Below are 24702 nucleotides of genomic sequence, written 5' to 3'. Positions count from 1 at the left end.
TCTGCTGAAATTTAGTTATTTACCACTAACCAATCGATATCACGTGGGAGCCTTGAAGATAGTAGCTCATGCCCATCGGGCAAAACCGCAACGTTATCGTTGAGGCGTAGGCCGCCTTTGCCATCGATGTAGACAGCTGGCTCCATGTTATGCACCATGCCCGCTCGCAATATGGTGTGAGAGGCAGGATGTAAGACCGGCGTGGCGGCATGGTTAATAGCCTGGAAGCCGAAGCCGTGACCCAGACCATGTTTAAAAAATGGGCCAAAGCCAGCCTGCCGCATGACACTACGCGCCGCATTATCAACATCGCAGGCCTCGACACCATCGCAAATTACCTTTAAAGCCGCATCCTGCGCTGCCATACAGGCCTGATGCGCTTTTCTCCATTCCTCGCTTATCGAGCCAGCAAAAAAGGTGCGGGTCAGCTCAGCCCAGTAGCCGTTGAGCGCAATTTCCATCTGGACTGTCACCGTATCGCCTGCGTGAATCGTTGCATTGGAAGTGAGATTAAATGCGCGATAGGCGAGGGCTGCGCGCGGTCCGGCCATAACATGGACATGGGGTTGAACATGATGCGCTCCAGGAGTTGCGTAGCCGGCGCGCAACAGAGCAGCGTAAGTTGCCGCCGCGACATCTGCCTCGGTAGCCCCTACACGGATAGCCTCACGGGCCGCAGCAAAGCCTTGATATGCCACGGCCTCGCTCTGCCTGATGGCGGCCAGCTCTTCGTCGGCTTTAATCGCGGCAAGTTCATTGAGGATCTCTGTCGCATTGCGGAAAAAATCTCCGGGACGCAGGGAGTGCAGGAGATCCAGGGTTTCGGGGCCTGGCACGCCTACCTGTGTATAGCCTGTGGCGATAGGTTCGTCGGCACCTTCATAGCCAAAGACAGCCTCTCCATCTATTCCAAGCGAGAGCAAGAGCTCGCCTAATGGCTCGCGTACGGCTTCGGTTGTGCTACTAATAGAGTGCATTGTTTCTACGGTGAAGGTCTTGACTTCCAGGGCCGTACCTGGTGGCACAAGATCTTCCTCATCCTTTGGGACGGCGAGGCGAAGCTCTATATCTATGGGATGACCGTTACCGTCGCGTTTGGGCGAGACGACACAAAAGGAGTTACCAAGAATTGGCTGATACCCGCTGAGCATGAGAACGCTCTGCGGCGTACGAGAGATGATTGCGTGATAATCGGCTCCATGGTGTGCGAATAGGGTTTTAAGGTGTTCAGCACGTTTATTGTTCATATATACACCCTCTTTTTTGCTAAAGAGAAGGCAGGAAATTTTCGCTGCCCGGATTTTCTTGTTGAGTAACCAATATTTGTCAGAGCAATTTAAACTGCGTATTTTGCGGCATCGGCGCGCTTAAATTCAAGGCCCATGCCTGGACGTGTGCGATCCGGGCGCAATTCTCCTTCAATAGGATTTAGGGCTCCGTCGAAGAGCATGTGCTCAATGCGCACGTGGTCGTGGAAGTATTCCATATGGCGGAAATTTGTTAGTGCGCAGCAAGGATGAACATGCAAGGATGGGCCGCAATGGGAGGAAAGCTGTAAGTTGCGAGCCTCGACGAGTGCCCCTACTTTCATAAAACCTGTGATGCCTGCGCAGCGCGTGGCATCTGCCTGCAATACATCGACTGCCTGGGCCTCAAGCATACGGCGAAAGTAGCCTAGATCGTAGCCGTATTCGCCAGCCGCGATGTCCATGCCTGCTGGTCCGCGATCTCGGATCAGATGTAATCCTTGCAGATCGTCGGAGGAGACGGGTTCTTCAAACCAGGTGACGCCAAGTTCAGCGGCGAAGATGTTGGCAAGGGCTAGGGCTTGTTTACGACTATAGGCACCGTTGGCATCGACAAATAGTTCGGCATCGGCCCCGATGGCTTCGCGCGCGTTGCTAACGCGGGCAACATCCTCATCTGGATGGCGGCCTATCTTCATCTTAACGCGTGGAATGCCGTCGGCTACCCAGTCGCCTAGTTGGCGTTGAAGCTGCTCGCGAGAATAGGAGGTAAAACCGCCGCTGCCATAGATGGGAGCTCCTGTGCGCACCGCTCCTAGCAATGTAATCAGAGCCACATCCAGAATGCGGGCCTTTAAGTCCCACAGCGCGGCATCGACTGCCGAGATTGCCATAGAGGAGATGCCAGGGCGACCTAGATTGCGAATTGTTTCAACCATAGCCAGCCAGCAGCCGGGCACATCCATGGCATCGCGCCCCCGTACTACCCTGGTCAGCTGTTCGTTAATCAGTTTCGCCGTCGAGAGATCGGCGTAGGTGTAGCCAAGGCCGCGTTTGCCATCCGCGCTGGCCTCGACGATTACAATGGTTGTTTTGTCCCACACATAGGTCCCGTCCGATTCCGGTAGATCGGTAGGGATAGTATAAGCTGAGACCTCGATGTTCTCGATAGAAATGCCTTTGTGGGCAATGCGTGTATTTCCCATAACAATGTATCCTTGACTCAGCAATTTAGAAGCAGGCGAAATTGTTGATTCTTCGCATGTTGAAAGTATGATGCAATCCCCGTGGAAAATATCGTAACCCGATATTTTGAAGGGCCTCTTTTGTCACACGTTCCGACTTCTGGAAATGATACTCAACACTTAACTCTTAGGCCAGATTATCAAGCCATTGAACTTGTTGCTTCTCGGTTTGAGAGATAGCGCCTGTCGAAGCGCCAGGTTCCTGGCTTGAAGGCTGATAGCTCAGCCGAGATGGCAGCATAAGTGGCTCTGTGAATATGTGGGAAGCGGGTAACAGGTTCTGCAGGCTGTTCGGGCCCTGCTCTGCGAGGACCTGGCGATAGAGGCTGAGGTACTTGCTGGCCATGACCTGCACCGAAAAGTGCTCTTCGGCATAACGGCGCACCTGGCGTCGGTCCACCTGCCCCAGCATTCCAATCGCCTGGGCCATCTGCTCCACATTCTCGACAAGAAAGCCATTGCACCCTGAGGCTACAAGTTCAGGAGCGGAGCCGCGAGAGAAGGAAATTACCGGGCAGCCCAGGGCCATGGCTTCGATCATCACCATACCAAAGGGCTCCTCCCACTCAATCGGATTGAGCAAGGCACGCGCCCGCCCTAAGAGCTCAACCTTGGCGGCCATATCCACAGGACCCAGATAGCGGATCTGCCCCCCATCCAGCTGCGGCCTTATCTTCTCTTCAAAATACCTTCGCTCCTCTTGTATATGTTGGCTTACGCGGCCGGCCAGCAGCAAGCGTATTCCGGCTCGGCGCGCTGCCTCTATCGCTAGATGAGGGCCTTTAGCTGGTGCTATACGCCCTAGCCAGGCGAGATAGTTGGCAGGAGGTTGCGCCGAGAAAGGGAAGCGGGACATGGGCAGGCCATGATGCACTACTCCCAGAAAGTTCAACCCGGCCGGCGCGCAGCGGCGTGCCTGTTCGCTAATGGCCACCATCGGCATGGAGTTGGCCCATTCGTGGAGATAGTAATCGTCGGCATCGCCAACCCAACTATCAATGCGATCAAAGGGAAAACAGCTATGCAGGGTCATCAGTCGCGGGATGGAGAGCGAAGCCAGTAAGGGAAACAAGTACATATCCGAGGGGGAGGAAAGATGCAAGTGCACGATCTCAGCCTGCAGACGGGAGAGCAGGGAGACAGCTTTGTGTAAATGATAGTACGCCTTGAGATGCGCTAACCAGGGAGTGCCGGAAGAAAGCAGTGAGCGCGGGAAAAACGAGACCTGGCGGGCAGACGTATGTGCGTCAGCAGGGGCGAACACTGTCACGTCATGCCCTTGCGCCACTTGCTCTTCCAATAGATAGGCAAGAACGTGCTCGGTTCCTCCATAATTTTGGGGAGGAAGAGCGATCCAGGATGATGCTATATGTGCTATCTTCATAGGTTTATTCCTAAGGCGAAGCGCCTTCTATTCATACAATTGGTCCACTATCTTTGTATTAAAGGAGATATTAATATACAGTCAATACACGATAAGAATACACAAAAAGTTACCCTGCTATAGTGAAGATATCTATATAGTGTAGTTAAATAAAAAAGAAGAAAAAATTTATTAGAAAATGTTGTACGATAAGTAGAGTTAAGGCGAGCGTCAAACTTAAAAAGCTCATGAGAGAGTTGAAAGAGCCTATCCAGCAATAGGATACCAGGAAGGCCAGAGAATAGTAGAAAGCCCGGCTGCCAGGAACGGAAGTAAGGCCAGTGCAGGTTACTATGCGGGAACATTGTAACTGTACCAAATGTAGCTGGCGTGCTATACTGGGTGGGAAAGTGTGTATAAACACGCCAGTAGAATTATAAGGGAGCGGCATAAAATGACCGTAGACATAAGCGACATTGAGAATATCATTGCGCAGCAGGAGACCTGGCGACAGACGCAATGTATTAATTTGATCGCCAGCGAAAATACGCCAAGCAATGCTGTGAGGCGTGTCCAGAACTCGGACTTTATGGGACGTTATGCAGAAGGGCATCCTAACGAGCCGGGGAAGGTAAACCGCTATTATCAGGGTACGCAATATATCGATCAGGTTGAGAGCCTGACGCGCCAAGAAATTATGCGCCTTTTTGGCGCCCGCCAGGCAGATGTACGGCCTATTAGCGGCAATGCGGCAAATACAGCGCTCGCTCTAGGGTATTTACGAGGCGGAGATACGGTAATTGCTAACTCAACCGATGCCGGCGGCCATATCAGCCATGGAGCTGTCGGCGTATTTGGACGCCGTATCCAGAATCGGGGTCAGTCGCTCAAAATCGGTGGAGCAAAAGCTATCAATCTGCACTATTTGCCTCTCACCGAGGATCATTATCATGTCGATGGAAAAAAGACAGTAGAGCTTGTGGAGCAGCTATCTCCGCAACTTGTCATTCTCGGCAAGAGCCTTTTCCTTTTTCCCGAGCCGCTAAGCGAGATTGCCGCAGTCTGTAAGGAGAAAGGTATCCCCATCCTTTATGACGCGGCCCATGTACTTGGTCTGATTGCTGGTGGACAATTCCAGGCTCCCTTGCAAGAAGGAACAACCTGGATGACTGGTAGCACACATAAAACCTTCCCGGGTCCCCAGCGTGGCGTGATTCTGGGAAATCTCAACCCGGAAGAGGAAAAGAAATACTGGCCCGCTGCAGACCGGGGCGTCTTCCCTGGTTCCTCTAGCAACCATCACTTGCATTCGTTGCCGGCTTTGCTTGTGGCTACCCGCGAGATGGAGACCTATGGGCGCGAATACGCCGCGCAGATTGTACGTAACGCACAAGCGCTTGGCAAGCATCTTGACGAACTTGGCACTCCTGTGGAGGCCCGCGAGTTCGGCTATACGCGTAGCCATATGATTGCGGTAAACGTGGCTCAATGGGGCGGTGGTGTTGAGGTAGCCCGGACTCTGGAGAAGAATGATATCATCCTCAACTACAATATGCTGCCGGGCGATACCGATCCGCGCAATCCCTCGGGCCTGCGTATAGGGGTGCCTGAAATGACGCGCTTTGGTATGGATGAGCAGGCGATGGGCGAGCTTGCCCAATTGCTTCATGAGGCGATTCGTGGGAAGGATGTCAAAGAGCAGGTGCATGCTCTGCGCAAACGCTTTACCATTATGAAGTACGTATAAAGCATACGCGGTATTGAGGGCAGTTCATAAAATTGCCCTCAATGTTTTGCTACTATCTGATCCTCATTGTTAAAGAGGAGCCGCAGCTATCCAAAGCCTGGTTCATGTATGCATCTGCTATTGAGCAAGGCTAAGAGAAGTGCTAAGCCGGCTGCGTTAACTTCTTGCCACAGCCTGCATTGCTGGCTTGTTCCAGTCGGGCTGATAAGAGTAGATCCAGTCGAGGGAGGCTGGCCTGGCGAAATTCTTGAGAAAGAAGGGCATAAGTAGATCCCGAAACCAGACTTGGATAGGATTACTCATGGCCTTCGACTGGTTCATACTTCGCCCATAGCGCACCATCCGCTCTACACGGGCTCGTCGCAGATGTTCATAAGTCGCAAATGCTCGCGCGTAATCCTCCTGATCGCGCAGGCACTTTGCCAGGGTAAGCGCATCTTCAAGGGCCAGCGAGGCTCCTTGTCCCGCGTTGGGTGAGATTGCGTGGAGGGCATCGCCAGCCAGAACTACCGGCCCCTGATACCAGGTGGGCTGTGTTGTAATGTCATAGATGGGATAGCCAATGATCGTGCTTTCAGTCTCTCGAATCATCTTCGAGATGAGCGGCATATCCTCCCGGAAGAGAGCAAGCATGCGTTCTTGCCACTCTTCATTCACGATCATATCTAGCTCTCCACGCGCGGGAGCCGAGCTTTGTGAGAAATTGACAAACCAATAAAGCTCTTGTGAAACGCTGACATGATAACCAAAGAAGGCCCGTTTACCAAACACAAAGTGCATTGTGTTTGGGGTAGGGGAAAAGCTGGAGCGCTGGGTGAAGCCTCCTGTGCTGATCAGGCCTGTATAGTTGGGTGCGGGAGCCGCAGGATTGATGAGGGCGCGGACACGGGAATGCACACCATCGCAGCCTACCAGGAAAGATCCGTCAGCAGTTGTCCCATCAGCAAAAGTGGCGTGCACGCCTTGCGGGTTGGACTCTAGACTGACCAGCTTTTTGCCAAAGTTAATCCTGATTCCCTTGCGCTCGGTTTCTTCGCACAAGGTCTGATGAAGGCGAGAACGCAGGATGTTGATGCTAGGCACTCCTACGCCCTCCCTGGCTCCATTAAGAACATCGCCAAGACGCTTGCCATCCCCACTCCAAATTGTCATATGCGGAATGGGTGATCCCTGGCTTAAGACTTGCTCATCGAGCCCTAGTATTCTCAGTACACCGAGCCCATTACAGGCAGTGTTCAAGAAGAGGCCACCATAATCTATAGACGAAGTTCTGGCTTCATAGATTTCGGCTTCGATACCCGCTCTTCGTAAGAATAGGGCCAGGGCTGGTCCAGCGATCCCGCTGCCGATAATCAGGGCTTTTCTGTTTGCCTGGTTCATAAAATGGGTCCTTATCATTTGATACTTTATCGTCAATCAATATGCTAAATGCTCTTGTCTATGCTTGTTGTCTTTTTTGCAACGGTTACTTTTGCCTCATTTATTGCGCTCAGTAAGACTGAAGCGAGACTTCATATATTGCCGTTTTGTCGCCAGGGTAGCGCAATATGTAGAATAGATTCATCAGGAAGCCAAAGAGACCAACGCAGATCCACTTTCGCGCCTGTTTCGCTTTAGCGCCCATAAGACGGAGAGCCGTACCGTCAACGGCTGGGCCAAGCACCTTGCCTTGATAGGTGCAGAGCGCCAGTTGAACATGGGGCGTGTGAGCGATACGTTTGGCCTTCCAGGTGGATGTAGAAGTCATAAAGTATAGTTTATTATCAATAGACATCATGCCAACTGGAGTACCTATCCCTCGACCATCGCGGCGAAAGCTGGTCAGCAAAACAGTATGGGAGCATCCTGAGCGCATACACAATTCCTGTATGCTGGTGGGGACCGTATGCTGGCTCATAGTTGTTTTTCCTCTCAAATGTTTTTCTTGCCTGCTAATAGCAGAGATCAACTTTTTCTCTATGACAAGGATATTCTGTCAGCGCGAAGAACGCAGTAACCGAAGGTCTACTTATGAAGTAGTATTTCTAGGAGGAAGAGAAGAGGGTAAAGAGAGCCAAAAGGACACCTGGGCACGTTAATAAGGCAGATCAGAAGGAGGAAAGAGAAGCCAGCAGCCTGAGAACAATTAGAGCAAGGCTAGCTCCCGGGCTCGCGCTACTGCATGAGTTCTATTCTCCGCCGCCAACTTCAGAAGCAAGCTGCCTATATGTTTCTTGACTGTCGCGAGGGAGATAACCAGGCGGTTGGCGATCTCCTGATTGGTAGCACCCTGGGCGATCAAGCGTAGAACTTCCTTTTCGCGTGCTGTTAGTGGCTCGGGTAGAGAGGAGATGGTTGCTAATGACGTCTTTGCGGGTGGTATGGATGCAGTAGCGGAGACTAACTGATCGGCAGCCTGCTTCTGTTCACGAGCGAAAGCGTCGAGTAACATTTGAGCATAGGAAACAAGGCTGGCAGCAACATCAGATCCGGGCTCAATGGCCAGAAATCCGCGTAGCGCCTGATACATTGGTTCCCCAAGATCAAGAAAGACGCGGACATATCCCTCGGGCTCCGTTAAGGTGAGCAGGTGAAGGAGAAGCCCGGGCACCTCTTGCCTATCTCCCGCTGCCTGTAATGCTGCTATCTGCAGAGCCAGGATGGAAATGATGCTGCCCACGCGCGCAAACTGCTCGGCGGAACTGCGCAGCGTGGCGAGCAACTGCAAGGCTTGCGAGAATTGCCCTCCTGCTATATAGGTGCGCGCTATAGCCAGATAAGCAATTTCGCGGCTATATAAGGGGGTTTGCTCGCGGTATGGAGTATGCTCAGCCCAGTCTAGCGCTCGGTTCAGCCGGCCTTGAGCTAGCCATAGTTGAGCACGGAGGCTTTCTATCAAGGGGCGAAAGAGCTCAATCCTGGCATTTTTACTTATCTCTTCCATCTCTTGGACACTTTGTTCCGCCCTGGCTAGATTATGCTGCGCGATACTGACGCGCACCATCACTTCATAAGCGCCCATGAGAATATCTATGTAGTGCAATGGTGCTGTCTTCTCAATAGCAGCCTGGGCCGCGCTTTTCGCTGTCTCTAACTGATTCCATTCGTAGGCAAGTTGAGCCTGTAAGAGATCGGGATAGGCTGCTAGAGGAACCGGAATTCCTAGCCGCTTGCTCAATTGGCGCAAGGTCTCGCTGTAGTTGCGCGCCTGCCGCAGGTGTCCCAGCGCGATCATGGCAACAGCCAGTATCCAGAGGATGTGAACCTCCTGCGAAGGATACTGCTCCTTATCGATAGTTTTTCGGCTCTCCTCAAAGATTGCCACCATAGGGGGAAAGTTCCCGGAGAGCCGTGAGGCCATGCCCAGACTGCCCCAGGAATGTAGCTTCCATACCATTCCATCTTCTAGAGATAAATGCTGTATTGACGCTGCAAAGCTGCTCAATTGCTCCACATCGCCAGCGGAGAGGGCTCTTGTGCCTGTATCCCATAACTTGAGCAACATGAGGCGATGCTGTAATAGATTCCGTTCGGCTGGCGAAAGAGAAGAACCTTCCTGCTGCACTAGCTTTTCCACTTCTGCCTGGAGCTGAAGCAGATATCCACGTTCCTCTTGCTGTTGATTGGGGAAGGGAAACAGTAGATCGAAGGCCAGAATATAGTCAGTCACAAGGCGAGGATGCGCGTTCAGGACCTCACGCGGAAGCTGCTTGGCCCAGCTCAATAGTGTCTGTTGCTCTCCTTGAAGAAATAAGCGCTCTGCATAGCTCTCTAGCAGCTGGGCCAGGAAAGAGAAATCCTGGGAGGCTCGTGCATGAGGAAGCGCTTCATGGGACCATCCCTGGCGCTGATACCACAAAGCTGCCTGGCGATGTAGACGAGGGCGCAACTCTGGCTGCGTAGCCTGTAAGCGGGCCTGGAGCGCTTCGCGGAAAAGGGCGTGGAAGCGGTACCAGCATCGCTCCTCATCGAGGGGAAAAAGAAAAAGATGAGCGCGTTCCAGGGCTTCTAGCATTTGCTGGCTTGCAGGCTCCCCGGTCAACTCGTAACATAAGTCGGCATTCATTCTATCGAGCACTGACGTCTTGAGGAGAAAATGCTGTTGGGCCTCTGGCAAGGCATCAAGTATCTCTTCTTGCACATAATCAAGGAGAAAACGCTGGCTTCCTGCAAAAGCCTTAAGGAAGGCTGCCACATTCTGATGCCGCTGGAGCGAGAGCGCGGCCAGCTGGAGACCTGCAAGCCAGCCCTCCGTGCGCTGCTCCAGGAGTTGAATATCCTCGGCCGAGAGAGAAGAGAGGCCCATAACTTGCGTGAGAAATCTAGCGGCCTCTTCCTCGCGCAGGCGCAGGTCTGCCTCGCGGATTTCTAACACTTGCCCTCGCGCCCGCAGACGAGCCAGGGGAAGCGGAGGGTCGACCCGGCTGGCCAGAATCAAGTGCAGGCAGCCAGGAAGATGCTGAAGGAAGAACTTTAGCGAGGCGTGGAGCGCAGGTTCTTTCAATAAATGAAAGTCATCAAGGATCAAGGCCGTGTCCTGCGTAAGCTCGACCAGCTCATTGATAAGCAGCGTTAGTGCGCTGCTCAGCTGGGGTGGCTGCGATGAGTGAAGCAGCGTGAGCGTTGCCTTCCCTACTGTTGCGCCAGTTTTTCTGAGTGCAGCTATTAAATAGGTCCAGAAACGCGTTGGATCGTTGTCCTGTTCATCCAATGAGAGCCAGGCGACCTGGCCCGCGCTCCGGCTGGCCCAGTCAGCGAGAAGGGTAGTTTTGCCAAAGCCAGCAGAGGCTAAGAGGAGAGTTAAGGGAACCGAACGGCTCTGATCGAGGATCGAGAGCAGATGGGTGCGCGCAAGCAGGGTTGAGCGAAGCGGCGGGATAGTGAACCTGGTTACCAGCAAATCCTGTTCAAACATACACACCCTTTCTTTCCTCTCGGCTCAGCCTGCTAGCCTGCATGTGTCTCCTAAGCAAAACTATAGCATGAGAGCTCCGAGGTTGGCAATTCTCGAAGCTCTCTCTAAGGGCTGTCTCGTGACTGACGATTGCTGGCACCTACTTGTCGAGGAACTATTCTGCAGTGACGTGCTCTTTTAATAGATCGATCAGCCACTCTTCATCATGAATAGGGACGCCAGCTTTTTGGGCTTTTGTGAGCTTAGAGCCTGCATCTTCCCCGACAATCAGATGATTGAGCGACTTGCTTACTCCCGAAGCAATAGTTCCGCCCAGGCCCTTGATGGCATCTTCTGCCGCAGTGCGGGTCATCTGGCTGAGACGCCCAGTGAGCAAGAAGCTCTGTCCCGAAAGCGGACCGCTGATGCTATGCTGCTCCTCAGTCATATTGACCCCGACTCCTCGTAGCCGCTCGATAAGCGCTCGATTTGCTGGCTCCTGTAGCCAGCAGTAAACGCTATGCCCAATCTTAGGGCCAATTCCCGGAATCTTGACAATCTCAGTCTCGCTGGCGGCCAGGAGTCGATCCATGTTGCCGAACGCTCCGGCGATAATCTGGGCCGTCTTCTCGCCCATATAGCGAATATTCAGGCCAAAGAGCAACCTGGAGAGCGCGCGCTGTTTGCTGGCTTCGATGGCTGTGAGCATATTATCAGCGCTTTTAGCCTTGATCCCCTCCAGAGCCAGGAGTTGATCGCGGGTAAGCGTATAAAAGTCGGCAACGTTCTGAATGTAGCCAGCCTCAATCAACTGCTCGCAAGTCTTCTCGCCGATGGTGTCCATATCCATGGCGCCTTTAGAGACAAAGTGGGTAATACTCTCAAAGTTGCGCGCCGGACATTGTGGATTAGGACAGTAAGCCATCGCCTGATCCGTGACACGAACGATAGGTGTGCCGCAGCGCGGGCAATTCTCGGGCAGGCGATAGACCTCTTCCTGACCTGTGCGCCTCTCCTCGATAGGCTTGACTACCTGCGGGATAACTTCGCCGGCTCTCTGCACGAGAACCCAGTCTCCAATGCGCAGATCCTTACGCTGGATATCTTCTTCATTGTGAAGCGCGGCCCGTGAGACCGTGACGCCACGAATATTCATAGGTTCAAGCATGGCCCAGGGATTGACCGAACCTGTACGTCCAATGTTGACACGGATATCCAACAGCTTTGTGGCGACCTGGGTAGGCGGATACTTAAAGGCGATAGCCCAGCGGGGATCGCGGGCCACTGTACCCAATTCTTCCTGCTGGGCCAGATTGTTGATCTTAATCACCACGCCGTCAATCTCATAAGGCAGATTGAAGCGCTCTTGCTCCCACTTGTTGCAGTACTCAATAACCTCATCCAGTGAGTTGGCCTGCTTGATATTAGGATTGACCGGAAAACCCCATTCACGGATCAATTGTAGCGCTTCCCACTGACTGCTTACATTCATGCCCTCGATGTAGCCAAGCTGATAACCAAAGAAATCGAGGTGACGTGAGGCCGTGATACGTGAATCTTTCTGGCGCAGCGAGCCGGCGGCAGCGTTACGAGGATTGGCAAAAAGCTTTCCGTCGCTGATTTCTGCATTGAGCTTCTCAAAGCTTGCTATGGACATATAGATTTCGCCCCGCACCTCGACTTTCGCCGGGATGTGCTCGCCGCGCAACCGCTGCGGAATCTGGCGAATCGTGCGTATATTTGGTGTCCAGTTTTCGCCGACCATGCCGTCGCCACGGGTTGCGCCGATAGTCAGGCGACCTTGCTCATAGGTTAAAGCGATGGCAAGACCATCAATTTTTAGCTCACAAACATAGGAAAACTGAGCGTTAGGTAAAATATTCTGTGCTCTTCTGTGCCAGTCCTGCAGCTCTTTTTCGCTGCGGGCATTGGCCAGGCTGAGCATAGGGACCGGGTGCCTGTGCTGGGTAACGTCCTGCACGGGCGCGCCTACACGCTGGGTAGGCGAATCTGGGGTCTGCAGTTCCGGATGCTCTTGCTCTATGTGTTGGAGCTCAATCATCAACTGATCGTATTCAGCATCGCTGAGCGTTGGGTTATCCTGAACATAGTAGTGGTAATTGGCCTCTTCAATCTGATGGCGCAGGGTCGCGACACGCGCGGCGAGTTGCTCTTCCTCACTTTTGCCAGCTTGGACCAGCGTTTCTGGTGTGCCGCTCTGGCTCTGGTTGTTCTCGGGGACTGCATCAGACATTCTAATGACTCCTAATTGGATTGGCCACCTTCATAGGACGAAGCGGGGATGCAAGGGGCGCGCCGCAACCGCGCGAATTGTGCCCTAGCTCTCTTCCCTCCCTGCTTCCGGAGGTGGTGCACTCATCAAATGGCGTTTGACAGAGTACTGTGAGATAGAAACTTTATGTGCTAATTTATCTTTCTTTTTAGAAGGGTTGATAGTGGAATATTTCTGCCGATCCTTCAATCAATCCGTCTATATAGCCGCGCCACTGGGGGAAGAGAGGGCCACCTCGAAAATCGACTGTGTGGGCTTCTAGCGAAGTCCATACTATATTAACCATGTAGCGCCCGGGCTGCTCTATACAGCGTGTTGCATGCGCTGTAATGCATTCTGAATGCTGACGTACTATATCCAATCCTTGTAAAATAGCATGTCCTAGCTGGTCATCTTTTCCTGGTAATGCAGTAAATATTGCCACCTCTGTAATCACTATGGGAACCTCCATTGTTTTTTGCTGCTGTTTGCGCTGCAGAGTGCGTCTGGATGAGCTTGCGCGATCCTCCATTACTAGCGTTTCCATCTGTTATCCTACCATAACCTGCAAGACGATGACGCGTCCCCCATTTCTTAGCAAAGGGGGACGCGCTTGCCGATCTGCTATTTGTGCCCGATGAGATTGGCCTATGACTCTAGTGGCTGGCCTTTTGTTTCTGGGAGAAAGAAGAGGGCGACGATGCAGAGCGCATAGGCGAGAGCCCCAAAGCCAACGGCTCCGGCTAGACCAATCGTGGCGGAGAGAAAGCCGATAATCGAGGGGAACACAGCTCCACCGGCGCGACCAAAGTTGTAGGTAAAGCCCTGACCGGCGCCTCGGGCCCGGTTAGGGTAAATTTCTGCAAGATAGGAACCAAAGCCACTGAAAATGCCAGAAGCGAAAAAGCCAAGAGGCGCTCCTAGCACAAGCAGGAGCCAGAGGGAGTTCGCTTCGGCGGGAAGCAACGCATAGGCGGCGATAAGAATGGCGCTGCAGACAGCATAGAGCCCAAAAGTTATCTTACGCCCGAGCCAGTCATTGATGTAGCCGCTACAGACGTAACCGGCAAATGAGCCAATAATGACTACTGCGATATATGGTACGCTGTTCAATACGGTAAGATGGCGTACGCTCTTGAGAAACGTCGGCAGCCAGGTGAAGATCGCATAATAGCCGCCCTGGGCGCCAAAGGCCAGAAGCGAGGCAAGGATCGTAGTGCGAATGAGGTCGGGGCGAAAGATCTGGATGAGCGAACTGCTGCCTTCTCTTGTCGCCCGGCGCGTCTCGATGAAAATTTCGGGCTCCCGAACTTTCCGCCGGATGTAGAGGACCAGGAGTGCTGGCAAAATGCCCAGGCAGAAAAGAATACGCCAGCCAATCTCAGGGGGGAAGAAGCTAAAGACGATGGTATAGGCTATCAGGGCAACTCCCCAGCCAACTGCCCAGGAGCTCTGAACCATGCCAAGCACGCGTCCACGCTGAACCGGGTTGGCGATTTCGGCGACCAGGATGGCTCCAGCAGCCCATTCTCCACCAAAGCCCAGGCCCTGGATGGAACGGAAGATGAGCAGCCACAAGTAGTTAGGAGCGAGGCCAGAGAGGAAGGTAAAGACTGCGTAAACGGTGACGGTAAGTATGAGGGTGCGTACGCGGCCGATTCTATCGGCCAAGGTTCCGGCCAGCACACCGCCTATAGCTGAGACAAGCAAAGTTACAGTGGAGATGAGGCCGCTCTGCCCGGCGCTAAGGTGAAAGCTGATGGCGATAGCCGTGAGGGTAAAGGAGAAGACGAGGTAATCGAAGGCGTCTAGCGCCCAGCCCAGTGAGGATGCCCAGAATGCATGCATGCTGCGTCCTGAGAGCGATCTGTACCAGTCTAAATTGACGATGCCACTTTTCTCATTAGATGTGCGTTCTACAGAGTTCTCGGTCGCCATATGTTAGCCTCCTTCAGTAGCATTTGGTACTTCTGGGGATACGTTATGCAACAACTAATAATTATAATAATTGATAATTTTGTTGATGTCAAATGTAATTAATTGCATTTTTGAATATCTGTACTGAAATATGTACTTTGATCTTTTATATAATTCAATGTGGTAACCATTGGTCTTTTTGTTTATATTTGCCTTATTGGGTTCCTGATGTAGGACTAAATTATTTAGAAAAGGCTGATTCTTAGTATCAGAAGGCTTGCTCTTGCGGTATCTACCTTTAGTGAATTGGGGGAACAGCGGCAGCTTCGTGGAGAAATTTAGTCTATGCTGCTTGATTCGCGCGGGTTTATGGCGAGAGCTCGGCTTATCTCAGTTTTCAGGCTCTAACGAAGCCGAAGGAAGTGGCGCGTGCCACTTCCTTCCTATTAAGCATGCCTGCAATGGTGCACGCTATAAGCCTTGAGATTCTCCCCAATCCTGCTGGAATGTTTGGGTCAGGGTGTTAAGGACCCCCTGATCAGAAATGAGAATGCCCAGCTCGCGGTTCTTATCAAGCGAGGCCGTAGAAATGTTTTCGGAGCCGACAAAGGCTTTTTGCCCGTCTACAACCATTATTTTGGCGTGCATATAAAGATGCGGATCTTCTTTTACATGAGCGCCTCCCTGGCTAATAACAGTAATGCCCTGGCTATTGCTATCTCCTGATCCGTCCCCTTCACTTGTGCTGCGCGGCTGTGGCATGATAACCTGAACCTGGACCCCATGTTTGGCGGCATTGACGATAGCCTGCTCAATATCCTGATCTTGCATCTCTTCAGCTTCTATCAGCAGGCTTTTATGGGCTCCATTGATCAGCGACTCGAAGGTAGAGCGCGAGTTGATAGGGCTGACGACAAGGTTAGAATCGTTGAAATGTGCTGTCGTGCGATTCCAATCGGCCTGGAAAATAGCCACGACAGCCTGAACATCCTGCTGATTGGTATCGATGATGCCATATTCGCGATTGGTCGTGCTCCGGCTGCCTCCAAGAGCTGACAGCGTGAAGTTTGCAGTCATGATATAGACAGTCGCATTATCGATAATCATGCCTTTCTCGTGCGTTAGCGAGAAGCTAGAGCTGGTTGGTTTTGTCTTAACACCAGCTGCGCTCAGCTCGTCGAGCGTGCGCTGAGGCGAAGGACCTCCTCCATACGGATGTGGTTCTAGCATCACGCTCACGTTGATTCCTCTGTGCGCATCCTCTTCTAGAGCCTTGATCACGCTGCGATCGGTTAAAAGATAGATCTCTAGCTGTACTGAGCTCTTTGCTGCGCTAATTGCATTTACAATAACATGATCACCGGCATTTGGCTCGACAAAAACCTTAACCCCTGGGTCCCGGAACCGCTTGTGCAGTTCTCCTGACACGTGCTGGCGCTGCTCTGTCGAGTACTAAAGCCCTGCTGGCTGCTGAGATTTACGTTACAGCCCACGAGCAGGAGACATAATACGGTGAGCATAAGGTAGATAGCGGGAATAGATCCTCTTCTGCGAGGCGTACACATGCGACACATCCTCCTGATAATGCTAATAGCTTTGATGTAGAGAGCTTCGTGTAAAGTGAATAGGATTGTATTCACGAAGCCTTTGAGTAACTATCAAACAGCGTTTTAGCTATGATAACATTTGATTGTAATACGAGGCAGGAAGGCAATAAGTATCCAGGAAGATGTTATGGAGAAGAAAAGCTCCCAGGATGTAATTAAACTGGGAGCCTTTTGCCTCAAAAAGTATCGTGAGAGGATCTATCTATGGGTGTAGGGCTATATAGAGGGGAGCAAGGACTAGTGTGATCGTGCTGAGCAATTTAATCACAACATGCAGTGAAGGCCCTGCTGTATCCTTGAATGGATCACCAACCGTATCGCCCACTACCCCGGCCTTGTGGGGCTCGCTCTTTTTGCCAAGGACGGTGCCGTTGGGATCGAGGCGATCAAGCATCTCTCCTTCCTCGTTGACGCGTAAGTAGCCGGCCTCTATATATTTCTTGGCGTTGTCCCAGGCGCCACCACCATTATTGAGGAAGAGGGCAACCACGATACCGCCCATTGTGCCGACCATCAGCAAGCCAGCTTCGGCCTGTGGTCCTAGAATAATACCGACGACAATCGGGGTGAGTACAGCGACAAGGCCCGGTAAGATCATCGCTCGCAAGGCCCCACGCGTGCTGATATCCACGCAGCGCGCGTAATCGGGATCGACGCGATCTTCCACACGCTCGGCCATAATTTTAGGATTGTCGCGCAACTGGCGGCGTACTTCCTCGATCATGCGCTTGGCTGCGGTTCCTACTGCCTGAATGGCCAGTGCGCTAAAGAAGAAAATGAGCGTAATCCCGATGAGCGCGGCGATAAAAACAGTGATATCGGCAAGATCGACGCGATATACAGCCGGATTATGTTTATAGGAGAAGAGCACATCAAGGTAGGCGCTAAAGAGCAGGAAGGCCGCCAGCGCAGCTGAACCAATGCCATATCCCTTGGTGAGAGCCTTAGTAGTATTCCCCACGCTATCAAGGGCATCGGTGATCTCGCGCGCAGATTCGGCCTGGCCGCCCATCTCGGTAATGCCGCCGGCGTTGTCGGTGATGGGGCCGAAAGTATCCATTGCCAGAATATAGGCGCAGCTCATCAGCATGCCCATTGTCGCCACGGCTGTACCAAAGATGCCACTCACATTGATGACGCCAGAACTAGCCCCTGTGATGAGGGGCATGTGTACCTGACTGCCCAGGAAGAAGGAGAGGCCCAGCGCGATACATATGGCCAGTACCGGTAGCGCGACGCACTCGAAAGCTACAGCGATTCCCGTGATGATAGTCGTGGCGGGACCTGTGAGCGTGGCTGCGGCAATCTTGCGGACGGGACGCCATGTTCCGGCCGTATAGTACTGCGTAATGTAGACAAAAGCTATGCTTAGCAGAATGCCTACGGTACCGGCCAGACCGTACCAGACCCAGGCCGGAATACCATAATTGCCGGTGATGCCGGGGCCGTTTAGCAGGAGATAGCAGCCAAGAAAGACACCGATGATCGAGAGCGCGCAGGTGATGTAGTAGCCGATGTTGAGTTGCTGCATGGCAATTTCACCCGGATCGCGTCCCGCCGCTTTATCTGGCTCCTTTACCACAGAAGGACGAACATAGAGTAGGCCGGCCGCAGAAGCAATCAGACCGATGGCCTGAATAACTGGGGGCAAGAGAATCCAGCCGATATTTCTGGTAGCTGCGTAGAGCGCTACCCCTAGAATCATGGCTCCTATGTTTTCGGCTGCCGTCGATTCAAAGAGGTCCGCGCCACGCCCTGCGCAATCTCCTACGTTGTCACCAACCAGATCGGCGATAACGGCTGGGTTGCGCGGATCGTCCTCGGGGATGTTGGCCTCAATTTTGCCTACCAGGTCGGCGCCCACATCAGCGGCCTTGGTGTAAATGCCACCACCAAGCTGGGCGAACAGCGCGACAAAGCTAGCGCCAAAGCCAAAGCCCACAATGAGCGAAGGAGCTAGCGCGGGATTTACGAGGCCTCCATAGGCGGTAAATACCAGCGAGACACCAAGCAGCGAGAGCGAGACTACCAGGAAACTAGAGACGGCTCCGCCGCGTAGCGCGACCATCAAGGCCTCCCCCAGGCTTCTGGTTGCCGCACTGGCCGTACGAATATTGGATTTCACGGCTACATACATACCAATGTAGCCGGAGACTCCGGAGCAGAGCGCCCCTATGAGGAAAGCTATAGCCGTATGCCAGGCGAGATTAAACTTGTCAGCCGCGCTTCCCTGGCCAAGTAGAGCGAGAACTGCAGCAACAATGATCGCCGCGAAAACAGCAAGAACGGCTATCGTACGGTATTGCCGATTGAGGAAAGCCATTGCTCCAGAGAAAATAGCATTGGAGACTTTCTGCATGGCTGGTGTGCCAGTATCTTTACGTAGAACATAGCCGGCAAGATAGGCTGCAAAGAGTACAGCGAGAAGTCCTACACAGATGGGGACCCAGATATAACTACCCACGATAGAAGTTACCCTCCTTACGAGGCTGCGCAGACATTGCGCCTAGTCAACGCTGTAAGGGGACCTATCCCGTTAGAGCTACAGTAGAGACGGCTTGGGTGCCGCCTCTACATATTACGGGATTTCTGAATCGCAAATTTAGTGTAGCATAGCATTCAGGCCATGACAAGTGTAGGACAAGTGGATTCAGGGATGGCAGAGTATTAAATGGCCATTCGGTATATCTCAGCTATAACAGGCGGCTTAGAGAGCGCTCGCCTGCTCGGTTGCCAGAGCCTGAATGCGCGGTAGCAGCGGTACAAGTTGTTTCTTCCGCGAAACAAGACCGGTAATGGTCGCGCTATGCCCGCTGGGCTCCAGAGCAACACCAAGAGCTTCAGCTACGGCATTTTCGGCTCCCATGATAAGCAGATGGCAGTTCATATTTATAATATCGACAATCATAAACAGAAAGGCAGTATAGCCGCGTTCCTGGGTGATGCGCCGCATCGTTTCCTGTAATTCAGCGCTGCGCTTCTCTATTGTGCTTGGGCTGGCAGTCTCAACGGTGCCGATAGCAAATATGTCATTGTGGACTGTGAACTCTTTGAAGTCGGAGGTGATAAGCGATTCGGCCGGCTTTGTTTCCAGGTCACGGGCGGCTGCGGCAAAGATTTCCTGGCCAAATTGCTCAATATCCTCGCCAGTGATTGCGGCTAATTCGGCCGCCACACGCTCATCACGCGGCGTGCAGGTAGGAGAGCGCAAGATCAACGTATCGTAGAGTAGGCCAGCCAGCAAGAGGCCGGCTACCTCGCGTGGAATAGGAATGCCTGCTTCGTGGTATAAGCCGACGATAATGGTTCCTGTGCAACCTACGGGATCGGCACGGAACATGATCGGCTTGCTGGTATGCACATCTGCTATGCGATGGTGGTCAATAATGCCAAGCACTTCAGCCTCTTCAATACCGTCTACAGCCTGAGATTGCTCATTGTGATCTACCAGGACGACCCGCTTGGGGCGCGCATTGATAAGATCCGTACGTGAGAGGTAGCCAACAAGTTTCCCCTCGTTGTCCAATACAGGTAGAGAGCGACTGCGAGCCAATGTAGATTGTATTTCGCTCATATGATCGTCGGGGTGGCAAAAACTGTATTCGCGATTCATGATATCCTGGACGCGAATACTCAGGTTGATCAAGCGCACAGTAGTAAAGGTATGATGTCCCGTGCTAATAACCATGACGCCATGCTGGCGCGCAGCGCTAAGAGTGCGCTCCGAGACGAGTAAATCACCGGTAATCACAAGGGCTGCTGCTCCGCATTCAATAGCCTTGGTCTGAGCGTCTTCGCGATCTCCCAGTACGACCAGGCAGCCAGTTTCGATATATTCGGCCATGGTATCGGGCTCCATAGCTCCTACCAGGACGCGATTGCCCAGCTTACGGCGCCCTTCGACAAGCACCCGTCCTTTAAGTACGCGTACCAGGTTATCGCGTTGCAGAGGGATACGGTTAACTGATTGGGGATCGAGATCGTTGAAGAAAAGTTTGGCAAAGTCTTCGTTGGCAATAATCCCCTGTACTTTGTTGTCTGAATCTACAACAGGCATAGAACGCCGGCTATGCTCTTGCAACAGCTGTCCGGCTTCCAGCAGTGATTGATCAACATGGGCTGAGATAACGCCGCGACGCATTACGTCGCGGACCTGCAGATAGACATCTTCTAGCGCCTCTGGCGGCTCAACCTGGTAACGTTCAAGCACCATTGCTATCTCTGGTTTGAGTTCACCATGGCGAGCCGCAATGGCCTGCTCTTCACCTTGTATCTGTAAGAGCCGTGCATAAGCGTAGGCTGAAGCAACCGAGTCCATATCAGAATTTTTATGCCCAAGTACATAGATAGGTCGTGTCATTGTGTGGTCTCCGTCGACAATTTTTAGCAGTTCCGTATGTATGCTATGAGTCTACATAGTGTATATAGGCTACCCTAGATTTATTATTAAGGAAGACGTCAAGCATCCAGATTTTCTGCAAGTGTTCTCTACATTTTACGCTTGAGTGCGCTGCTAAGTCCAGCACTCAGCAATAGTATGGATGCTATATTTTATAGGTCGAAAGCCTGCCTTCTGTATCATATCACGCTAGTTGTAAGCATTGAGAACTCCCCAAAATTGGAAAAATCAATCGGATACACATCTTGAGCTTCCAAAGAAAATGGTCCATTTAGGGCTCTGGTTAGTAGACTATCAAGGTTCAAGTGACGAGTGAAAAAGTAGGAGTACCCCGTCCTCGTATCTTCCCTCTCCCTTGCAGCTGAAGGTGGCGTACTCGTTTTTGTATGAGATATATGTTGCTGAATAGAGATATAACTATATATACTTTGAGATAGCCTGTTTTACTTATATTGCCAGAAAGAAGTGCGCCGCTCGTGCTAAACTATTACTAGTGAGGAGTGTGAGAGGGAAGAGTTATGCGGAAAGTAAAGGTATTAATAGAGGAGAATGCATTTGGGGCAGTCCGTCCTGCAGAACTTGCGGTCGATATCCCAGTTTCTGCCCTCGTACCGATCCTGGTCAAAGAGTTGGGACTTCCTCAAACCGATCTTTTTGGCAATCGGCTTGTCTATATATTGCGCCATACCGCTAATGGGGCGATGTTGCCAGAAAGTGCCACACTAGAGGATGCAGGAGTGACGCCGGGCGCCAGGCTTGCCCTGGCATCGTTTGTGGCGAATGAGGCGTTTGATCCCTCATTACTCGACAGTTCGGCGCTAAGATTGCCCGATCCTACCTTCTATTCGTCGGCCACCCTGGCTGATGCTGAGTATTTTACAGCTCTGCCGCAGAGGAAAAATACTTCTGGACTGCTGCCCGCAGTGAAGCGGCCCCCTAATGCGACGCGTCGGGCCTTTCTGGTTTTAAGCGGGGCCATCCTGGGCATTGGGAGCGTGGGCATAGGATATGCAGCCTTTAGGGCCTGGGAGCCGGATGTATTGAAAAAGATACTGAGTAATTCGGGTTCATCCATCGTTCAGCAAAGTTCCCCGCCGGCGAGTTCAGCCAATAGGCAGTCAACGCAGGCCATCCAGGCAAAGCCAACGATAACCTTTACCCGTCATCGTCAACAGGTGCGCACGATCGCCTGGTCTCATGACGGTATGTTAGCAAGTGGGGGCGATGATGCCCGCGTATTTATCTGGGGAGTAGACGGAACTGTACGTCAGATTCTGCCACAGCAAGATGCTGTACGCGCCCTGGCCTGGTCTGGTGATGGGCAACGACTGGTCACAGGTGCAAATAATCGTATAACTTTTTTCAATGTAGTAAGTGGAGAAATGCTGGCGCACAATCATCGTCATATGGGCACCGTCACAAGTCTGGCCTGGGCTACTCAAGGTCAGCAATTGGCTGTTTCTGGATCGATAGATAGGCGTGTAATCGTATGGAACACATTTGATTATCATGAACAAGAAATTTTTTCCCGCCATACAGCCCCGATAGAAGTAGTAAGCTGGTCTGCCGATGGGCAAACGGTTGCCTCAGCCTCGCAAGGAGGCGTAATCCGCGTATGGAGCGCAGCAAGCGCGCGGGAAATCCATGGCCTCTATCTATTGGATGGGCAGGTTTCGGTACATGCTCTGGCCTTTGCGCCTACTGGCAGCCAATTAGTCGCGGGAGGCGATGATGGAATTGTGCGCTTGTGGGACGGATTGAGCTGTAAGATACAGGCAAATGGCGAGTTTGGTCCTCAATGTATGGATGGGCCACGGCGCATACAAGTCTCGAATACAGCCATACGCTCTCTGGCCTGGTCTCCTGATTCGCGCTTGCTCGCGGTTGGCACAGACGACGGTACGCTCTCGATCTGGGCGCCGGGACAAGGCCAGAAGCCCCTTTTGCGCCTTCAACAGAATGCCCCGGTCAGTGCGCTAACCTGGTCGGCGCGCGCTGACCAATTGGCCTCGGCATCTGGCAATACTGTCACCGTATGGCAGTTATCATAGAGATCATCCAGCTAAAAGATGATCCCTATGATAGAGCTTGAAGAGCTCTAAAGCTTTTCACAAGTTAAAGCCTGATGCAGTACAGACTGCATTGCTTGGCCCGGGAACTGACCGCAGGTTGTGACGGCACGAGCTGCTTAATCGGTGGCAGCTTTTTCTAGAAAGTGTATCAGCGCCTTCATGTGGTCAAGGGCGCTCATCGAGATGGAACTGTTATAGCGCGGGACGTTGGCCAGTGCCAAATGTGCTAGCTGGCATTGGCGAGTCAGGAAGGTGCTGCAGTACTCTTTTGTCCTGGTGCGTTCGAAAATGTCAAGCACATCCTGTACCTGTTTTGGCGTCAGAGCTGCCTCTTGTTGATAAATATGATGCAGCTTTTGGCGATCCTGCGCATTAGCATGCTCAAGAGAATGGAGTATCGGCAGGCTTTTCTTGCGACGATAAATATCGCCGGCAGGAGTTTTACCGGATTCCGTTGACGTGGCCCAGATGCTGAGAAGATCATCGCGTACCTGAAAGGCGATACCCAGAGCCTGGCCAAAATCGTAAAGGCGCTCGATTGTCTCCTGACGGCGGGTGCCAAGGCGAGCCCCAGCTTCGGCCGCAAAGGCGATAAGGGCCGCTGTTTTCCGGCTGATCATATCGATGTACTGATCTACCGAGACATCCTGGCGCTGCTCAAAGGCCATATCCATATGCTGACCTTCAGAGAGAACCAGGCACATGCGGTCATAAGAGGCTGCAAGCCGAACTGCCACATCCGCATCTACCCCTTGATTTAGCATTTTCCAGAGCGTGAAGCGTGCCAGCGAGATCATGCCATCCCCAAAATTGATAGCCTGCGGCATTCCCCATATTTTCCAGACAGTTGGGCGATGGCGGCGCTCCACATCGCCATCTTCTATGTCGTCGTGAATTAGCGTGTAATTATGCGTCAATTCAACGGCAGCCGCAGCCGGTAAAGCTCGCTGTAGATAGGAAAGATCTGTGGAGGCCTGTGTAGTTCCTGTCGTTCCCCAGGCGCCAGCGGCTTCGTAGGCCAGCAAGAGCAGGGTTGGGCGTATCAATTTCCCGGGATTACTTTTAAGCGGCTGAAAGTTGGCGTCCACCCATCCCAGGTGGTATTTCATTGGCCCGTAAAACGTCGCCAGCTCGGCGACATTGGCCTGCTCTTCGACGCTGGCTATAGCGGCCTGTAAGGCTGTATGGATCTCTTGCTGATAGCGTTTTAAGGTCGGCTCAATATTAGATGGTATGATCATCGCTTGTACAAACTTTCTCTAATCTGCTGCGGCAGATTTAAGGGTGAAGAAAAAAGATAATCGCCGCGACAACTGTTCCGGCGCCAACGATAAGACGGGTCAAATTTTTGACGCCCCCAACCCGATAAAATGGGGAGCAAAGGTCGCAATAACGATTAGTATATTGATAACGATGCCCGCGCATGCCTTCGCGGATAATAATCACCTCTTCGGCTTTACGTTTGGTATGGAGTTCATCGCAGATATAGCGACCACAGCCTCGGCAGGTAAACGGATCGACGAAGTGAGAGGTTCTTGAGATTGACCATTGATCGGGGTAAACCTGAGTTCCACAAACGTAGCATACCTGAACCTGGGCCATTTTCATCTGTTTTTCAGCACATGGTGAATGTTGCTGCTTGGGAAAGTGATCCTGACAGAAACCATAGTGGCAGTCCGGGCAACGCCCGAGAGCCTCTTCATTGCATTCATGGCAACGACGTGTCGCGGTAACGCTCTGGCGTATTCGTTTCTTCTCAGTTGTATCTGGCATATGTCTGCAACTTCCCTCATATAGAATAAAGACCACTGTTCATCCGTGGCCATACCCTATATTATAGTTTCTTCTAGAATGTGTCTATGTTTAGTATAGCAAATCCTTGTCTACCAATGGCCCTTTATGCTTGCTGGCCAGTCTGGTGCATATATATTAAACGAGTCTTCCCGCCGGAAGGTGACTGA

16 protein-coding genes are annotated in these 24702 nt (G+C 52.3%); 2 read left to right on the top strand and 14 right to left on the bottom strand.

What is annotated here, in order from left to right; all coding sequences use genetic code 11:
• Positions 1–11 precede the first annotated feature (11 nt).
• The 3 genes from EPA93_RS20885 to EPA93_RS20875 form a co-directional block, all read right to left on the bottom strand.
• On the bottom strand, positions 12–1247 hold the full coding sequence (locus tag EPA93_RS20885) for a M24 family metallopeptidase (RefSeq protein ID WP_129889373.1): 1236 nt from the start codon (positions 1245–1247) through the stop codon (positions 12–14).
• Between the two features lie 89 nt (positions 1248–1336).
• Complete coding sequence (locus EPA93_RS20880) at positions 1337–2452, bottom strand: enolase C-terminal domain-like protein (RefSeq protein ID WP_129889372.1); 1116 nt, start codon at positions 2450–2452, stop codon at positions 1337–1339.
• Positions 2453–2618: 166 nt separating this feature from the next.
• Complete coding sequence (locus tag EPA93_RS20875; RefSeq protein ID WP_129889371.1) at positions 2619–3875, bottom strand: glycosyltransferase family 4 protein; 1257 nt, start codon at positions 3873–3875, stop codon at positions 2619–2621.
• A 433-nt stretch (positions 3876–4308) separates the two neighbouring features.
• Here EPA93_RS20875 and EPA93_RS20870 point away from each other — a divergent pair, with 433 nt between their 5' ends.
• Positions 4309–5601: a serine hydroxymethyltransferase gene (locus EPA93_RS20870; protein ID WP_129889370.1), complete on the top strand. Its 1293-nt coding sequence runs from the start codon at positions 4309–4311 to the stop codon at positions 5599–5601.
• A 156-nt stretch (positions 5602–5757) separates the two neighbouring features.
• On the opposite strand, the gene EPA93_RS20865 is transcribed toward EPA93_RS20870, so the two are convergent.
• The 9 genes from EPA93_RS20865 to EPA93_RS20820 form a co-directional block, all read right to left on the bottom strand.
• Positions 5758–6981, bottom strand: coding sequence for an FAD-dependent oxidoreductase (locus EPA93_RS20865; protein ID WP_129889369.1), 1224 nt, complete (start codon positions 6979–6981; stop codon positions 5758–5760).
• A gap of 109 nt (positions 6982–7090) precedes the next feature.
• On the bottom strand, positions 7091–7498 hold the full coding sequence (locus tag EPA93_RS20860; RefSeq protein ID WP_129889368.1) for a PPOX class F420-dependent oxidoreductase: 408 nt from the start codon (positions 7496–7498) through the stop codon (positions 7091–7093).
• Positions 7499–7726: 228 nt separating this feature from the next.
• Entirely contained in the window at positions 7727–10495 is a 2769-nt protein-coding gene (locus tag EPA93_RS20850) for a winged helix-turn-helix domain-containing protein (protein WP_129889367.1), read from the bottom strand.
• 154 nt (positions 10496–10649) lie between these two features.
• On the bottom strand, positions 10650–12728 hold the full coding sequence (ligA, locus tag EPA93_RS20845; protein WP_129889366.1) for an NAD-dependent DNA ligase LigA: 2079 nt from the start codon (positions 12726–12728) through the stop codon (positions 10650–10652).
• Between the two features lie 187 nt (positions 12729–12915).
• Positions 12916–13293 carry a putative quinol monooxygenase gene (locus EPA93_RS20840; RefSeq protein WP_207229607.1) on the bottom strand — a complete coding sequence of 126 codons (378 nt, stop codon included), beginning with the start codon at positions 13291–13293 and terminating at the stop codon, positions 12916–12918.
• Positions 13294–13394: 101 nt separating this feature from the next.
• A complete protein-coding gene (locus EPA93_RS20835) occupies positions 13395–14684 on the bottom strand; it encodes an MFS transporter (RefSeq protein WP_129889365.1) in 1290 nt (429 codons plus the stop codon).
• A gap of 450 nt (positions 14685–15134) precedes the next feature.
• The gene (locus EPA93_RS20830) at positions 15135–16091 is read right to left on the bottom strand and encodes a phospholipase D-like domain-containing protein (protein ID WP_129889364.1); all 957 of its coding nucleotides are present in this window, start codon (positions 16089–16091) and stop codon (positions 15135–15137) included.
• Between the two features lie 381 nt (positions 16092–16472).
• Positions 16473–18734 carry a sodium-translocating pyrophosphatase gene (locus EPA93_RS20825; protein ID WP_165423288.1) on the bottom strand — a complete coding sequence of 754 codons (2262 nt, stop codon included), beginning with the start codon at positions 18732–18734 and terminating at the stop codon, positions 16473–16475.
• A 243-nt stretch (positions 18735–18977) separates the two neighbouring features.
• Positions 18978–20630: a putative manganese-dependent inorganic diphosphatase gene (locus EPA93_RS20820; RefSeq protein ID WP_129889362.1), complete on the bottom strand. Its 1653-nt coding sequence runs from the start codon at positions 20628–20630 to the stop codon at positions 18978–18980.
• Between the two features lie 557 nt (positions 20631–21187).
• Between EPA93_RS20820 and EPA93_RS20815 the strand changes: the two genes are divergently transcribed.
• Positions 21188–22720 (top strand): WD40 domain-containing protein, encoded by a 1533-nt coding sequence (locus EPA93_RS20815; RefSeq protein ID WP_129889361.1) that lies wholly within the window; start codon positions 21188–21190, stop codon positions 22718–22720.
• A 137-nt stretch (positions 22721–22857) separates the two neighbouring features.
• On the opposite strand, the gene EPA93_RS20810 is transcribed toward EPA93_RS20815, so the two are convergent.
• Together EPA93_RS20810 and EPA93_RS20805 are read right to left on the bottom strand one after the other, a co-directional pair.
• A complete protein-coding gene (locus tag EPA93_RS20810) occupies positions 22858–23982 on the bottom strand; it encodes a polyprenyl synthetase family protein (protein WP_129889360.1) in 1125 nt (374 codons plus the stop codon).
• Between the two features lie 37 nt (positions 23983–24019).
• Positions 24020–24514: a hypothetical protein gene (locus EPA93_RS20805; protein WP_129889359.1), complete on the bottom strand. Its 495-nt coding sequence runs from the start codon at positions 24512–24514 to the stop codon at positions 24020–24022.
• Positions 24515–24702 lie beyond the last annotated feature (188 nt).

This window comes from Ktedonosporobacter rubrisoli (assembly GCF_004208415.1).
Taxonomy (GTDB): domain Bacteria; phylum Chloroflexota; class Ktedonobacteria; order Ktedonobacterales; family Ktedonobacteraceae; genus Ktedonosporobacter; species Ktedonosporobacter rubrisoli.
Note: the sequence above shows the minus strand (reverse complement) of the source record. Positions and strands in the feature narration are given on the sequence as shown.

Excerpts from the sequence above, each read along its gene's own strand:
- ligA (WP_129889366.1), bottom strand. The coding sequence starts at position 12,728 with ATGTCTGATGCAGTCCCCGAGAACAACCAGAGCCAGAGCGGCACACCA.
- EPA93_RS20860 (WP_129889368.1), bottom strand. The coding sequence starts at position 7,498 with ATGAGCCAGCATACGGTCCCCACCAGCATACAGGAATTGTGTATGCGC.
- EPA93_RS20880 (WP_129889372.1), bottom strand. The coding sequence starts at position 2,452 with ATGGGAAATACACGCATTGCCCACAAAGGCATTTCTATCGAGAACATC.
- EPA93_RS20875 (WP_129889371.1), bottom strand. The coding sequence starts at position 3,875 with ATGAAGATAGCACATATAGCATCATCCTGGATCGCTCTTCCTCCCCAA.
- EPA93_RS20850 (WP_129889367.1), bottom strand. The coding sequence starts at position 10,495 with ATGTTTGAACAGGATTTGCTGGTAACCAGGTTCACTATCCCGCCGCTT.
- EPA93_RS20815 (WP_129889361.1), top strand. The coding sequence starts at position 21,188 with ATGCGGAAAGTAAAGGTATTAATAGAGGAGAATGCATTTGGGGCAGTC.
- EPA93_RS20840 (WP_207229607.1), bottom strand. The coding sequence starts at position 13,293 with ATGGAAACGCTAGTAATGGAGGATCGCGCAAGCTCATCCAGACGCACT.
- EPA93_RS20885 (WP_129889373.1), bottom strand. The coding sequence starts at position 1,247 with ATGAACAATAAACGTGCTGAACACCTTAAAACCCTATTCGCACACCAT.
- EPA93_RS20865 (WP_129889369.1), bottom strand. The coding sequence starts at position 6,981 with ATGAACCAGGCAAACAGAAAAGCCCTGATTATCGGCAGCGGGATCGCT.
- EPA93_RS20820 (WP_129889362.1), bottom strand. The coding sequence starts at position 20,630 with ATGACACGACCTATCTATGTACTTGGGCATAAAAATTCTGATATGGAC.
- EPA93_RS20870 (WP_129889370.1), top strand. The coding sequence starts at position 4,309 with ATGACCGTAGACATAAGCGACATTGAGAATATCATTGCGCAGCAGGAG.
- EPA93_RS20835 (WP_129889365.1), bottom strand. The coding sequence starts at position 14,684 with ATGGCGACCGAGAACTCTGTAGAACGCACATCTAATGAGAAAAGTGGC.
- EPA93_RS20805 (WP_129889359.1), bottom strand. The coding sequence starts at position 24,514 with ATGCCAGATACAACTGAGAAGAAACGAATACGCCAGAGCGTTACCGCG.
- EPA93_RS20810 (WP_129889360.1), bottom strand. The coding sequence starts at position 23,982 with ATGATCATACCATCTAATATTGAGCCGACCTTAAAACGCTATCAGCAA.